The organism is Ruminiclostridium papyrosolvens DSM 2782, assembly GCF_029318685.1.
In the GTDB taxonomy this organism is placed as follows: domain Bacteria; phylum Bacillota; class Clostridia; order Acetivibrionales; family DSM-1351; genus Ruminiclostridium; species Ruminiclostridium papyrosolvens.
Genome location: NZ_CP119677.1, coordinates 1,518,484 through 1,533,448 on the forward strand (window position 1 = coordinate 1,518,484; position 14,965 = coordinate 1,533,448).

Consider the following 14,965-nt stretch of genomic DNA (forward strand, 5'->3'; position numbering starts at 1 on the left):
TAACATTGTCAATAACTAAGAAGATTTTTGGAAAAATGCCGGATGGTACGCAAGTAGATATTTACACTTTGAAAAATTCAAACAATATGTCTGTAGATATATTAAACTACGGAGGAACTATTGTTTCTATACTTATGCCGGATAAAAATGGGAAGATTGCAGATATTGCTTTGGGATTTGACGATATTAAAAGATATATGGAAAATGATGCATATCTGGGAGCGTTAATAGGAAGACATGGAAATCGTATTGAGGCAGCAGAATTTGAATTAAACGGAAAAGTATATGAACTTGTAAAGAATGATGGAAATAACCATCTCCATGGCGGTAAAGTAGGTTTTCATAATGTAATTTGGAATGTTGAAATACATGAAGAAAATGGAGCAGAAAAATTAGTTCTGACTCATACAAGCCCTGACGGTGAAGAGAATTACCCCGGTAATCTCAATGTAAAGGTAGAATATTCACTTTCAGAAGACAATGAGCTGAAACTGGACTATAATGCAGTTTCTGATAAGGACACGGTTGTAAACCTTACAAACCACGCATACTTTAACTTGTCCGGACATGCTTCAGGTGATGTTTTGAAACATCAGATATACATTAATGCAGACAAGTTTACTCCTGTAAATGATGAATGTATTCCTACGGGAGAAATCAAAGATGTTAAAGGTACTGTAATGGACTTTACAAAAATGAGCAGTTTCGCAGAAGGCATTGCAAGCGGCGACGAGCAAATTGTATATGGTCTGGGTTACGACCATAACTGGGCATTGAATACAAATGGAAATATAAATGAAGTTGCCTGTGAGCTGTATGAACCGCAAAGCGGTCGTGCTATGCAGGTATTCACAACAAAACCCGGCATACAGTTCTATACAGGAAACCATTTAAATGAGAATGTGGAGCTGATTGGAAAGAATAATACTGTTTACAACAAGAGAACAGGACTTTGTCTTGAAACACAGTTTTTCCCTAATGCAATGAAGCATAAGAATTTTCCTTCACCTATTCTTAAAGCAAACGAAACCTATCATTATGTAACTATATATAAATTTTTAAATAAGTAAAATCAAAAAGCCCCTGATTCTTCAGGGGCTTCAATTTGCTCTAAGTTACGAAAATTACCTTCTGTTAAATCCGCCATTAAAGCTTTTCTGGGATGCCTTCTTAGCTCTTCTGCAGTCAGGGCATCTAGCTGGTTCATTAGTGAATCCTTTTTCGGCGTAGAATTGTTGCTCGCCAACCGTAAATGTAAAAGTTGCACCGCAATCTTTACAAGTAAGTGTTTTATCTTCCATGGGACTACCTCCTATAAAATTTTATTGCTGAGCGTATAAGAACTTAAACATTACGGACCAAAAAGGATGTTATGAATTAGTATAAGAAATTATAAGCTTTGCATCTTTATTATACACTTTGAAAAAACAATAATCAATAAATTTAAAGCAATTATTGTAAAAAAATTACATATAAGAATTTAAATGGATTGATAAATTGCAAAGAAATACTTAATTTACATTATTTTTATATAGAAAGGGCTATTTGATAAAAAATAGTGAAAAATAATTTAATTTCTATTGACAAAAGTAACATTGTACCGTAAAATATCAAATGTGTCTTGCGGGACATACTTATAGATGGTGGGTATAGCTCAGTCGGTTAGAGCGCCAGATTGTGGCTCTGGAGGCCGTGGATTCGAATTCCACTATTCACCCCATATTAAAAGAAAAGCCGATAAATTTGATTTATCGGCTCTTTTGCTATTTGTCAGTCTCATCATAGTTGTATTCTATAATCAAGTCAGGATTGTGTTTTTTTCCCATTTTATGTCTTGTTTTTCGGTTTTCCACAGTATCAAATATTATTGAAAAATCGTAGTCGGGCGGATAGAGCTCACTTGCAGGCACATGCAGCTTTATTCTTTTGTGGGAGATAAGCTTTTTTTGTCCTTTAATCTGAACACCTAATTCACCTTGCTCATTGGCTTTTTGGTATACCAGTCCCAATTCTTTCTGAGGAAAGACCATAACGCTGTCTCCTATGTTAAATTTGCTGCATCTGTTTTGAGGCACATCCTTTTTTGGGGTTTCTCTAATAAGTACAGGTGATTTCAAGTTCCGTTGAATTTCATACTGGTTTTCCTGACCAATAGAGCTTAAAAAAGATTCTTTATTTTCAGAAGCATTAACCTTGGCGCAGTGGTGCTCTTTATAGGCAGCCTCATGAGCAAGCCTGAGAAGATGAGCAGGAAAACCCAACCTTTTAGCAATATACAGGGCACAGCTTTCTCCGGCCTCACCAATTTCAAGTTGATACAAAGGTTTAAGGCTTTCCTTGTCAAAAGCCATTCTGGCGTTTACAAGACCTGCTGTATTTCTGGCATAGTCCTTTATTTCGGGGTAATGGGTGGTTGCCACGAAAAGGCAGCCCCTGTTTTTTAGCTCTTCAAGAATTGCCGTTGCTATACCCATACCTTCTGCCGGGTCTGTTCCTGAGCCGACCTCATCCAGCAGGACAAGGCTTTCTGCTGTTGACTGTTTTAGGATATCATTAATGGTTGTTATGTGTGCCGAAAAGGTTGATAAATTTTCGGTAATGCTTTGACCGTCGCCGATATCGCACAAAATCATATTGTGCATTGAAAATTCACTTCCCGAAGCCGCAGGAACATGAAGTCCGCTTTGAGCCATAATTGAAAGCAATCCTACAGTTTTAAGGGCAACTGTTTTACCTCCCGTATTGGGGCCTGTTATAACAACTCCTCTGATGCCATTACCAATTTCAAAGTCAAGAGGTACACATTCAGACTGGTTGAGAAGAGGGTGTCGTCCTGCTTTAATAACAATCCTACGGTTCATATGGATATCAGCTGCATTTGCCTTCATTTGAACAGAAAGCTTAGCCTTGGCAAAAAAGACATCTAAAGTTTCCATAATATCTGCATTGGTTTTAAAAACCTGCAATTGTTCATCTACCAATGAAGTCAGAGTATATAGTATTTTTCTTTCTTCATTTTCCTCTTCAACAGCAATAGTAGATATATCATCCTGAAGTCTGCGAACAACAGAAGGCTCAATAAAACATGTTCCTCCCGTGGAGGAGGTTTCTATCAGAGAACCGGCTACCATGTTCTTATATTCTCTTTTTACCGGCAGCACGAAATGCCCGTTCCTCATAGAAACAAAACTGTCTGCAAACCATAGCTTATTACCCCTTAAAATACTTTCAAGCTTTGAACGGATTTGCTGATGGGCATTTTCCTTTCTTCTGCGAATATCCCTCAGCTTTGGTGATGCTGCATCATCAACACGTCCGTTTCTTATTGAACGCTCAATTTCTTCGCAAAGGTCGTTAAGAGCGTCTATTGAGCTGCCATAGTAAGTAATTTCATTCTCTTGGCTTTCAGCCCTTTTTAGGTATGATTTCATGCGTCTGCAAGCCAGAAGGAACTGTGATACCTCTTCGAATTGTTCAGGAACAAGCATTGCTCCCTTTGCGCATAAATCAAGAATTTTATCAAGGTCATTCATTGAAGACAGCGGGGGAGTACCCAAGCTTTCAAGAAGCCTCTTTGAATCAGTAGTTTCCTTTATTCTTCTTTTGCATTCATTTTCCCTCAGGTATGGCTCAAGGAGTGCAAGCCTTTCTTTTGCTTTTGGTGATACTGCATTTTCTTTAAGCATTTCAATTATTTTATTAAACTCGAGTGTTATAGCATATTTATTCATGATTACCCTCCTGTTATCGGCAGGCAGAGAGGTGTGTCCAATCTGCGTGAAACTTTATTTTAATTATGCGGACACAAAGCTTGTACATACTTTCTCCAGAACGAATAAAAAAGCATAACAGGAACAAACCCGTTACGCTTTGCTAAAATCATTTGAATACGGCTAATGACTATATACTAATAAAAATGGTTTTGAAGCATATCTGTAATGTACTGAACGTACGAAGCAGGTGTCCGACGATACCAAAACACAGGTATCGTTAATAAAAAGGTACACTAAATAAACAGGATTACAACCTGTCTAAGAAAAGAACCTTTTTGCAACTATTTAGTTGTTAATCACCTTTACAGATAATACCGACATCAAAACCTTCCTTTCATGTTGAAATTTATTTCAGAATAGCATATGCAATTTGAAATTGTCAAGATAACAATTGATAATACAAAAATAAAACCCTTCAATCTATTTAAGATTAAAGGGTTTTTGGTGACCCATCGCAGATTCGAACTGCGGACACCTTGATTAAAAGTCAAGTGCTCTGCCAACTGAGCTAATGGGTCAAATGGCTGGGATGGCTGGACTCGAACCAACGAAATGCCAGAGTCAAAGTCTGGTGCCTTACCGGCTTGGCTACATCCCAACGTCAAGCGCAAAACCTATTATAAAGGGGTTTGCACTTTTTGTCAAGCTTTATCGAAGAATTTATTTTTTTATTTTTGAACTTTAAAATCCTGTGTTGCTATGTCAATAAGTTTAAGGTCTTTGTTTCTTTCTTCTGCCATACGAATAGACCATTCGTTTTCAAATAAAATGGAATTTCTTCCTTCTTTATCCTCAACAATAATTGATGTACTTGGCAGGTTTAATTTTCTGGGATCCAGACCTTCATTCTCAATCCATCTGGCGTGTCTGAAAGGAAGATTCTGTACACGAAGTGATACGCCATATTCATTCTTTAGTCTGTATTCAAGGACTTCAAACTGCAAGGCACCTACAACACCTATAATTAAGGCTTCTATACCTATATCAATCTGTTTAAATACCTGTATGGCACCTTCCTCGGATAATTGGTCTATGCCCTTAATAAATTGCTTTCTCTTCATTGTATCGGCAGGAGATACCCTTGCGAAAAATTCGGCAGGGAAGATAGGAATACCTTCAAACCTTACGTTGCCGTTTCCTTCATATAATGTATCACCCAGATTGAAAATGCCCGGATCAAACAAACCAATAATGTCACCGGGATACGCTTCTTCTACGATTGTTCTTTCCTGAGCCATAAACTGCTGAGGTTGTGAAAGTCGTACATCCTTGCCGGCATTTACATGTTTTACGGTCATACCTTTTGTAAACTTTCCGGAGCATATTCTTATAAAAGCAAGTCTGTCCCTGTGAGTGGGATTCATATTTGCCTGAATTTTAAATATAAAGCCGGAGAATTTGTCACTTTCCGGGTCAATTTCACCATTGGAAGTTGTCTTGATTCCCGGTGAAGGAGCTAATTCCAAAAATGACTCAAGAAATGGCTGCACACCGAAATTTGTCATGGCACTTCCGAAGAACATGGGAGTTAATTCACCGCTGCGAATTTTTTCCTTATCGAATTCGTCTCCTGCCATATCCAAAAGCTCTATATCCTCACAAAGCTTGTCATGGTAATGACTTCCTAAAAGGTCAGCAAATATAGTATCATCAACTTTACCAACTGTTGACGATACTTGAGTTTGTCCATGAGCACCGCCGTCAAAAAGCTCTATTTGTGAATGCTTTCTATTATATATACCTTTAAAATCCCCCTCTGTACCTATAGGCCAGTTCATGGGGTAGGAACGTATTCCCAGTACCTGTTCGATTTCTTCCATAAGCTCAAAGGGGTCTTTGCTGGCACGGTCCATTTTATTTACAAATGTGAATATGGGAATACCTCTCATTTTACAAACATGAAATAACTTTATTGTTTGTGCTTCCACACCTTTCGCACCGTCAATAAGCATGACTGCACTATCAGCGGCAACAAGAGTTCGGTAAGTATCCTCACTGAAGTCCTGATGGCCGGGTGTATCCAATATATTGATACAATAGTCGTTATATTCAAACTGCATTACACTGGAGGTAACTGATATTCCTCTTTGCTTCTCAATCTCCATCCAGTCGGACACAGCGTATTTATTGGCTTTTCTTGCCTTAACAGAACCTGCAAGTCGGATAGCTCCTCCATAAAGGAGCAGTTTCTCGGTCAAAGTGGTTTTTCCTGCGTCAGGATGAGAAATAATAGCAAAAGTTTTTCTGCGAGATACTTCTTTTTTTATTTCATTTTTTAAATCAGGCATCTTTTATAACCTCTCGAAATTCTATTTATAACCACGTTTCATTGTATATTATAGCCTTGTTACTGTCAAATAGTAATGAATTTAGAAAATGGTTTTACAATATTTAATATTGTGTGCTAGAATTTACCAAAGACTTTATAAAAACATCATATTTATTTGAAAGGGTATTTAAAAATTCTTATAGAATAGTATAATTAGGTAAATGTTATATAAGGTCATATATTAAAGCTTTCGGAGGTTTTGGATGAGCGATAGTCAAATATTTATTACTATAAAGAATCAAAAGTATGAATTGGAGGATAGCACTACTTTACTGGAGCTAAGTGAACGCTTCAAAAAGGAATATTTATCCACAATTGTTGCAGCAAGGGTTAATAATGATATTAAGGAACTTAGCTTCAGAATAAAAGAAGATGCTGAGATAGGTTTTATAGATTTAACCGATGAAGACGGAATGAGAATCTACAGGAGAAGCCTGTATTTTATATTTATAATGGCTGTACATGATGTTTTTCCCGATAGAAAAGCAGTGATAACCCATCCCATGAGTAACGGTGTTTACTGTGAAATAAATGGTGAAGATGAGCTTACTGAGGATGACATTGAGCTGGTAGATAAAAGAATGAGGGAGATAGTCTCAATGAAAATCCCCTTTGAAAAGAAGGAGATTTCAACAGAAAGTGCGAGAAGGCAGTATAAGGACAGCGGTAAACTTGACAAGTATGAGGTTTTAGAACACAGGCAGAAGCCTTATGTTACTTCTTACAATTGTGGAGGCTATGAAGATTACTATTATGGATACATGGTACCTGATACAGGGTATATTAATTGTTTTGCTCTGAAGTTCCACAAACCGGGAGTAGTCATTCAGTATCCGGCAAAGACAGACCCATGTAAACTTCAGACCTTTACTGAGCAGAAAAAGCTGTTTAACGTATTTATTGAGTATAAAAAATGGGTAAGGATATTAGATGTTGAAAACATTGGTTCACTTAATGAAATAGTAAAGGCGGGCGAAATAGGTGATCTTATAAGAGTAAGTGAAGCCCTCCATGAGAAAAAGATTGCTCAGATTGCAGATAAAATAACAAATAATGAAGAGGAAAAAAGAATTGTACTTATTTCAGGCCCATCGTCTTCAGGCAAAACTACCTTTGCTAACAGGCTGGGGATACAGCTTAGGGTAAACGGTTTTGTACCAAGAACCATTTCTCTTGACAACTACTTTGTAAACAGGGACAAAACTCCTATAGATGAAGATGGAGAATTTGATTATGAGGCACTTGAAGCTATTGACATTGAGTTGTTTAATGAACATCTTTCAGAATTGCTGAAGGGCAATGAAGTTGAAATACCTGTCTACAATTTTGAGACCGGCTCAAGAGAACTTAAAGGTAAGAAAATGATTATGAAGGATAATAATATCCTTGTAATAGAAGGAATTCACGGCTTGAATGACAAGCTTACCAAATCAGTGTCCTGTGAAGATAAGTATAAAATTTATGTAAGTGCATTAACATCGTTAAGCATTGATGACCATAATAGAATACCGTCAACTGATACCAGAATACTAAGAAGAATTGTAAGAGATAATCAATTCAGAGGGTGTTCTGCAATTAATACTATAAACAGGTGGCCTTCAGTGAGAAGGGGTGAGGAAAAAAACATATTCCCCTTTCAGGAGAATGCAGACATTATGTTTAATTCCTCCCTTGTTTACGAGCTGTGTCTGTTAAAAGTATATGCGGAGCCTTTGCTGCTAAAACTGGGGCCGGATAATGAGAGATATTCAGAAGTGAAAAGATTAATAGAGTTTTTAAGCTACTTCCTGCCAATAGATGCAAAAGATGTTCCTAATAATTCAATTGTAAAAGAGTTTATCGGAGGAAGCTGCTTCTTCTAAAAAAATTTAAAAGCGGTTTCAAGGGGCTGTTCTGCCGGAAGGAGAGTCACAATTATTCTAAAAAGCAGGGCAGCCGTGAACATCTTTTTTGGAGGCAAGGTATGACGCTGGAAAAGCTTTTGCAGAAAATTGACGGTAAAGTGATAACGGAAAATACAAAAGAGATTACTATTGACAACATTTACATATGTGATTTATTGAGTTGGGTTATGTCCCATGCAAAAAAAGGTGATGCGTGGATTACCGTACTAACAAATGTCAATGTACCTGCGGTTGCACTTCTTGCCGAAGTAGCCTGTGTTATTATTCCGGAAGATATTCCGGTGGAGGAACTGACATTAAGAAAAGCCAAGGAAAACGGCATCATAATAATAGGCACACAATATAGTGCTTTTGATATTTGTAAGAAGTTTATAGAGCAATAGTTGGTACAAATTACGGAGGAAAAATCTTATATGAATTATATACAAAGCAGCCAGAATTCAACTTTAAAGGAAATCAAGGCCCTGCACCTGAAAAAAAACAGGGATTCTCAGGGCTTATATTTCGTAGAGGGAATACGATTTGTCAACGATGCCATTGATAACGGACAGGTTATATCAAAAGTAATAGTTTCTGATAAGCTGGAAGGACTTAATGGTGGTAGTGAACTCATAGAAAAGGTTAAAGGTGTTTGCAGCGACATAAGTCTTGTTCCCGAAAAATTGTTCAAAGAAGTCTCAGATACTCAGACACCTCAAGGTATTCTTGCAGTACTTGAAAAGAATCAATTTGATTTTCAGGAGGTTATTGAGAAAGGCAATTCTGTGGTAATACTGGATTGTCTCCAAGACCCCGGCAACGCAGGGACAATCATAAGAACTGCGGATGCTGCCGGAATTTCAGCAGTTCTTATGTCAAAAGGCTGCGTTGATCTTTATTCTCCCAAAGTTCTCAGATCTACAATGGGTTCTGTTTTTCATGTTCCTATATTTGAAGGACTCAATATTACAGAAACTATCCAATTACTTAAACAAAAGGGTTACAAGGTAATAGCATCTCATTTGTCAGGCAAAAACAATTACTTTCAGGAGGACTTGACAGGCAGGAGCGCTATTATTGTAGGCAATGAAGCAAACGGCATTTCTGATGAAACAGCCAATATGGCAGACAGTTTGGTGAAAATACCCATGCCTGGCAAGGCTGAATCCTTGAATGCTTCTGTTGCAGCATCTATAATGATTTATGAAATAGTAAGACAAAAAGTCATGTAAATTTTTGCTATTAGTCCTTGTAGATATACCAAAACACATATATAATATTAATTAATGGGAACGTTCCCATTAATTAAGCTTCATGGAGGAATTTTGAACAATATTTTTGATATAGCTAGAATGGCAGGTGTATCAAAAACCACGGTTTCAAGGGTTATAAATAACCAGCCCGGTGTCCGGGAAGAAACACGTGAAAAGATACAGGAAGCCATAAAAAAGCTGAATTACATTCCTAATCATGCTGCCAGAAGTCTGGTTTCAAGAAAATCCGGTGTTATCGGAGTTGTTTTAAATGAGTTTAATGCTTCTGTGTATCTCAAACTTGCAAATTATCTGGAAAAATATGCTGCTCTGTATAACTACAATGTAGTTTTTTGCAGCTCAAACGACAATTTCGAGTCCAAATCCAGATATGTTCAGTATTTTACAGGAGGTGCGGCAGACGGTCTTATACTTTTTGGTAGTGACACAAGAGATAGGGAATTGGTTAAAAAAGTTCTTAAAACAGGATTTCCGTTAGTATTGATAGAAAATTACTTTGATAATATACAGGTAAATGATGTAATGATTGACAACTTCTCGGGAGCAGTAAATGCTGTCAACTATCTGGTAAAACTGGGACATCGTAAAATTGCACATATTACCGGAAATATAATCCATAAAGTTGCGCTGGAAAGGCTTAACGGTTATTTAAAAGCCTTAAACGAAAACGGTATGGTTTACAACAAGGAGTACGTCATTAACACGGATTCCGGTGAGCAAAGTGGATTTAAAGCTGCAGAGAAATTGCTGAAACTAAAGGAACCTCCCACTGCCATATTTACGTTTAACGATATGCAGGGATATGAGGTGATTCAAAGAGCGGCTGAGTTGGGAATAAGTGTTCCAACGGATTTATCGGTGGTTGGTTTTGATAATATTTACGATATACTCAGGTTTATACCGTCAAATATTAGGCTCACCTCTATGAAGCAGCCTATGGACAAAGTAGCTGAGGCAGCTATTAGTTTAATGATGAAGAATATTCATGACATTAATTCAAAGCCTCAGATTATTTCATTTGAAACAGAAATATTTCATGGTACATCTTGTTGTGAAAAGAAATAGCTGGGTGAAAGCTTTATAAAATAATATATTTTAGCATTAAGATGGGAACGTTCCCACTTAGTGCAGAGGAGGAAAATATGAGGTTTGGATATTTTGATCGACAGAACAGGGAGTATGTTGTTACAAGACCTGACACACCAACGCCATGGATTAATTACATAGGCAGCGGAAATTACGGTGGTATTGTTTCAAACACGGGAGGAGGGTACAGTTTTCATAAGGACCCTCAGAATCGCAGGGTAACAAGATACAGATACAACAATATCCCAATGGACAGACCCGGACGTTACATTTATATTAGAAATAAGGACACTGGGGAATACTGGAACCCCGGATACCAGCCTGTACAGAAGCAACTGGACGGATACAGCTGCCGTCACGGACTTGGATACACCGTTTTGACCGGAGAATATAAAGGGGTTATAGGAGAGGTTACATATTTTGTTCCTGACGATAAGAACTTTGAGCTGTGGTTTGTCAAAGTGTCCAATACCCGAAGCATAAAGCAGAATCTTCAGGTTTTCGCATACTCCGAATTCTGCTTCTGGGAAGCAATAATGGATCAGCAAAATGTTGACTGGGTTCAGCAGATTAATCAGGGCAGATATGACGACGGAATTATCACCTGGCATCCCCACCACATCAAAGACAATGCTGCTTTTTTTGCAACAGGTGAAGAAGTAAGCAGCTATGATACCAATCTGGAAACCTTTATAGGAAAATATAGATCCGAAGGCAATCCAATTGCAGTAGAACAGGGCGGTTGCAGCAATTCCGTATCTTACAGGACAAACGGAGTAGGAGCCTTTTGCATTGATTGTGAGCTTGGCCCAAATGAAGAACGTGAGTTGGTTTTTGTACTTGGTTTTGCAGAAGAAAAATCAGAAATTAAAAATGACATAAAGGATTATCTTATGCCGGAAAATGCCAAGGCAGCTTTCAGCAGACTACAGGGTTCATGGGGGGATTTTATATCCAAGCTGAATGTTGAAACGCCTGATGAGGATATGAATTTATTTGTAAATATATGGAACCAGTATCAGTGTAAAACCACCTTTAACTGGTCAAGATTCGTTTCACTGTATCAACTGGGTCTGGGAAGAGGTATGGGTATCAGAGACAGTGCACAGGATACACTGGGGGTAATGCATACCATACCTGAGGAGGCTAAGGAGCTTATTATAAAGCTTCTCAAATGTCAGTACACTGACGGAAGGGCATATCATCTGTTTTTCCCTCTTACAGGAGAAGGGGGACAGGGGGATGCACCAGTCCAGAAATTTGACTGGTACTCTGATGACCATTTATGGCTAATACTTGCCGTAAATGCTTACATAAAGGAAACGGGAGATTTTGATTTCCTTGATATGGAAGTTTTGTATAATGATAAGATTACCTCTCAGACTGTACTTCAGCACCTTGATATGGCCTTGGAATTTACAAATAATAATCGCGGTCCTCACAATATTGCTTTGGCAGGCCGAGCTGACTGGAATGACACACTTAACCTTGATACAGGTAAGGGTGTTGCTGAAAGTGTATTCACGGCTATGCTTTATTGCAGGGCATTAATAGAAATGATTGAAATACTTGAATTCTTAAAAAAGAAGGATATGATAGGGAAGTATTCCGGTATGTACGAGGATATGAAAAAAGCCATAAACAACACCTGCTGGGATGGAGAATGGTACAAGAGGGCTTTTGATGATAATAGTCAGCCTCTTGGCTCAAAGGAAAACAAGTTTGGTAAAATATTTATAAATTCCCAGTCCTGGGCAGTTTTAAGCAAAGTAGCGGACAAGGGAAGAGAAGAGATGTCAATGGAATCCGTTGAAAAGTATCTGAATTCTAAGTACGGCATTGTAACCATGTATCCTGCTTATACGGAGTATGACACCACAAAGGGCGGAGTAACGACATATCCACCGGGCACTAAGGAAAACGGAGGAATTTTCCTTCATACGAATCCTTGGGTTATGATTTCAGAGGTAATGCTTGGTCACGGAGACAAGGCTTTTATGTATTACAATCAGATTTTACCGGGTAAAAGGAATGATGATGCTGAGCTTTATGAGGTGGAGCCTTACGTTTATTGCCAGAATATACTGGGCAAAGAGCATCCCCAGTTCGGAATAGGCAGAAATTCATGGCTTTCGGGAACGGCTGCATGGAATATGGTTGCTTCCAGTCAGTACATACTTGGAATAAGAGCAAACTATGATTCTCTGACGGTAGACCCGTGTATTCCTTCAAACTGGAAAGGTTTTAAAGCTACAAGAGTATTCAGAGGTGCTACCTATAATATAGAAGTACAAAATCCAAACAGGGTTTGTGCAGGAATATCAAAGATAATTGTAGACGGTGTTGAAGGGGAAAAAATACCTGTATTTGACGCCGGAACAGAGCACAATGTAGTGGTTGTTATGAAATAAGATAGTAAAAAGGGAGTGCCATGGCACTCCCTTTGCTAATTCCTTTCTTTTGAGCATACCCCGTAAATTATAACGAATAGTGAAATAATGAATTGAATTCCAAGCAGGAGCTTTATAACCGGATTTATATCACTTATAATTCCTCCGTGACTTCCACCGTATGTCCTGCGGATTATGTTTGAATCACTCAGGGTTATTACTGTCATCATTTCAAATATATTTACAAACAGTAGTGCAATTCCAAATTTCAGCATAGATAATCCGGCTTGAGTTATTCTGTATACATGTTTATGAAGATTAGCTCGTTCCACAAGGTCTATATGACAGTCACTGCACTGAGTATAACCTTCTTCATATTCTGCTTTGCAATTTGGACAAATCATTATTGCAACCTCCTTAAGAGTTTATATTTCTATTGATGAGATTAGGTCTGCTTTTTTGCTTTCATTATCCGAAAGGTTTCTTTTTAGTTCTTTTCTGCCATTTTCAAGAGCTTTCAATACTTTATTTATTTTATTCATGAGGTTTCTTAGACTTTCAGCATCACTTCGAATCCTGTCTCTTACTTTTAAATCCGTGAAAATATTATCAAACCAGAAATCAACTGCTCTGGTAGTAGAATCTATTTCGGAATATAGGTATGGGGCTTGCAGATTCACATCCTGCAGTTCGTTTTCAAAGGCCTTAACTTGCGAGTTCAATATATTGAAATTTCTTTGGGCTTCTTCAATGTGATTATATTTTGCCGTATGAGTTAAAAGCCCTCCATCCAGCCATACATCAAGGGTAGCCAGATCTTCTGCCTTGTTGAGATGCTCCATGGCATTATTAGCTGTTCTTAATACATTGTTACCTGCCCTGATAGCTTCTTCTGTCTCAACCAGCTGTCCGGAAAGGAACTCATGTTCCTGACTTATTTCCATGTACGTTTTGTATGACTCGGCTGAAATATTGCTTTTTATTGATTCCTCACGTTTTGCCAATTCATCCTCTACAGTGCGTTTTAATTTGTAAAGTTCAGACAGCCTCAAATTTAGTTCTGATTCTTGCTTTAGCAATTCGCTAACATTTTCGGCAGCTCTGTCATATTCCATTTTTGCAGCGAACATTTCCTGAGTTTCCTTATTAACTTTTCCTTCATATTTTCCAAGGAGTTTTCTCAGAGAGTTTGCCAAAGAATCCTTTTTAATGTTTTCCACGTCCAGGGATTCAGCTTCAAATTTATGAAGAAGAGCATTTACATTGGCCTTTGCATCAGATATTTTTTCGCGAAGACTTTCCATTCTGTGTTCCAGTACGGGAAGCACTTCGAGACGATCTTTTATTTCCTGCAATTGATTATTGTCCATTTTAATCCCTCCGATTAATTAGTTAATACTAGTATAAAGAACCATATTCTATATTATCAAGTAATATGTATAGGCGGTGTATCAACAACATATATTATTTTCTTCAATACATCTTCGTTTTCCTTATAAGAATAACTGTCGTTTAAGATTCTAAGACTGGTTCCGTAGTCTATAAGTCCTCTTGAGATAATAGTACCTTTTTTGGTGAGAATATTGTCAACCTTTAATATGTTTTTCCAGAACTGCCTTGATGACCCCAAATCTATCTCCTTGTCGTTTTTAAACTTCAAAACATAGTGAAGCTGTACTTTTGAACTGGAACGTTTAGTGCTATAGGTACAGTAAACTTCGGCATTATTTATATCCTTCCAGCTATAATTCTGAGTTTTATGAATAAAACCGTTGCTAGAGGCTATTTCATTTTCATTTACCTTCGTATATGTTGAAAACATTTGAGTTACTATTATTAAGAAAATAACAGAAAGAATCAGAAGGACTTTAATTATACCCAGTCGTGTAATAATTTTGTATATTGTAGCAGGATAATAACCTGTTTCTTCACGAGACATAATAATAAAAAATACGGTAAAACCGTATAATGCAAATACCCATTTTAAAAAGCCCGAACTAACAAACAGTAAATCTCCCGTGGACATAAATGTTTTTTGCTGAATAAAAATAAAAAGATTGTAAAGTATAACTAGAACTATAGAAATAGGAGTTCCGGTAAATACAAATTTTAACATAAAGCTTATTTTTTCTGCATGATCCATGAAAACCTCATAAATTATAAAATATTTCCCAACCATTATATAATCTGGAAAAGCTGTAGTCAAATATAAAGATGCAAATTTCTGCCT

The 14,965-nt window shown here is 37.4% G+C and carries 12 protein-coding genes and 3 tRNA genes; 7 read left to right on the forward strand and 8 right to left on the reverse strand.

Annotated elements, in window-relative coordinates; all coding sequences use genetic code 11:
* Window positions 1-5: 5 nt before the first annotated feature.
* Complete coding sequence (locus P0092_RS06775) at window positions 6-1,070, forward strand: aldose epimerase family protein (RefSeq protein ID WP_004617403.1); 1,065 nt, start codon at window positions 6-8, stop codon at window positions 1,068-1,070.
* Window positions 1,071-1,124: 54 nt separating this feature from the next.
* On the opposite strand, the gene P0092_RS06780 is transcribed toward P0092_RS06775, so the two are convergent.
* Entirely contained in the window at window positions 1,125-1,301 is a 177-nt protein-coding gene (locus P0092_RS06780; RefSeq protein ID WP_004617411.1) for a zinc-ribbon domain-containing protein, read from the reverse strand.
* A gap of 342 nt (window positions 1,302-1,643) precedes the next feature.
* Between P0092_RS06780 and P0092_RS06785 the strand changes: the two genes are divergently transcribed.
* Window positions 1,644-1,720 (forward strand) — tRNA-His (locus tag P0092_RS06785).
* 43 nt (window positions 1,721-1,763) lie between these two features.
* Here the strand turns inward: P0092_RS06785 and P0092_RS06790 are convergent.
* The 4 genes from P0092_RS06790 to P0092_RS06805 form a co-directional block, all read right to left on the reverse strand.
* The gene (locus P0092_RS06790; protein WP_004617412.1) at window positions 1,764-3,731 is read right to left on the reverse strand and encodes an endonuclease MutS2; all 1,968 of its coding nucleotides are present in this window, start codon (window positions 3,729-3,731) and stop codon (window positions 1,764-1,766) included.
* Between the two features lie 484 nt (window positions 3,732-4,215).
* Window positions 4,216-4,291 (reverse strand) — tRNA-Lys (locus P0092_RS06795).
* 3 nt (window positions 4,292-4,294) lie between these two features.
* A tRNA-Gln gene (locus tag P0092_RS06800) sits at window positions 4,295-4,371 on the reverse strand.
* Between the two features lie 70 nt (window positions 4,372-4,441).
* The gene (locus P0092_RS06805; RefSeq protein WP_004617413.1) at window positions 4,442-6,061 is read right to left on the reverse strand and encodes a peptide chain release factor 3; all 1,620 of its coding nucleotides are present in this window, start codon (window positions 6,059-6,061) and stop codon (window positions 4,442-4,444) included.
* A gap of 244 nt (window positions 6,062-6,305) precedes the next feature.
* On the opposite strand from P0092_RS06805, the gene P0092_RS06810 reads away from it, so the two are divergent.
* The 5 genes from P0092_RS06810 to P0092_RS06830 all read left to right on the forward strand — a co-directional run bounded on the left by P0092_RS06810 (window position 6,306) and on the right by P0092_RS06830 (window position 12,756).
* Window positions 6,306-7,964: a nucleoside kinase gene (locus P0092_RS06810; RefSeq protein WP_004617415.1), complete on the forward strand. Its 1,659-nt coding sequence runs from the start codon at window positions 6,306-6,308 to the stop codon at window positions 7,962-7,964.
* Window positions 7,965-8,065: 101 nt separating this feature from the next.
* The gene (locus tag P0092_RS06815; RefSeq protein ID WP_004617418.1) at window positions 8,066-8,389 is read left to right on the forward strand and encodes a DRTGG domain-containing protein; all 324 of its coding nucleotides are present in this window, start codon (window positions 8,066-8,068) and stop codon (window positions 8,387-8,389) included.
* Between the two features lie 30 nt (window positions 8,390-8,419).
* On the forward strand, window positions 8,420-9,217 hold the full coding sequence (locus tag P0092_RS06820) for a TrmH family RNA methyltransferase (RefSeq protein ID WP_004617420.1): 798 nt from the start codon (window positions 8,420-8,422) through the stop codon (window positions 9,215-9,217).
* A gap of 93 nt (window positions 9,218-9,310) precedes the next feature.
* Complete coding sequence (locus tag P0092_RS06825; protein ID WP_004617422.1) at window positions 9,311-10,324, forward strand: LacI family DNA-binding transcriptional regulator; 1,014 nt, start codon at window positions 9,311-9,313, stop codon at window positions 10,322-10,324.
* A 77-nt stretch (window positions 10,325-10,401) separates the two neighbouring features.
* Window positions 10,402-12,756 (forward strand): glycoside hydrolase family 94 protein, encoded by a 2,355-nt coding sequence (locus tag P0092_RS06830; RefSeq protein ID WP_004617424.1) that lies wholly within the window; start codon window positions 10,402-10,404, stop codon window positions 12,754-12,756.
* A gap of 35 nt (window positions 12,757-12,791) precedes the next feature.
* Here P0092_RS06830 and P0092_RS06835 read toward each other — a convergent pair whose 3' ends face one another.
* The 3 genes from P0092_RS06835 to P0092_RS06845 are packed head-to-tail and all read right to left on the reverse strand — an operon-like array spanning window position 12,792 to window position 14,851.
* Window positions 12,792-13,139 (reverse strand): hypothetical protein, encoded by a 348-nt coding sequence (locus P0092_RS06835; RefSeq protein WP_004617426.1) that lies wholly within the window; start codon window positions 13,137-13,139, stop codon window positions 12,792-12,794.
* Between the two features lie 21 nt (window positions 13,140-13,160).
* Window positions 13,161-14,105, reverse strand: a complete 945-nt coding sequence (locus P0092_RS06840; RefSeq protein ID WP_004617428.1) for a V-type ATP synthase subunit I domain-containing protein — start codon at window positions 14,103-14,105, stop codon at window positions 13,161-13,163.
* A 56-nt stretch (window positions 14,106-14,161) separates the two neighbouring features.
* Window positions 14,162-14,851 (reverse strand): hypothetical protein, encoded by a 690-nt coding sequence (locus P0092_RS06845; RefSeq protein ID WP_276187112.1) that lies wholly within the window; start codon window positions 14,849-14,851, stop codon window positions 14,162-14,164.
* Window positions 14,852-14,965: the final 114 nt, after the last annotated feature.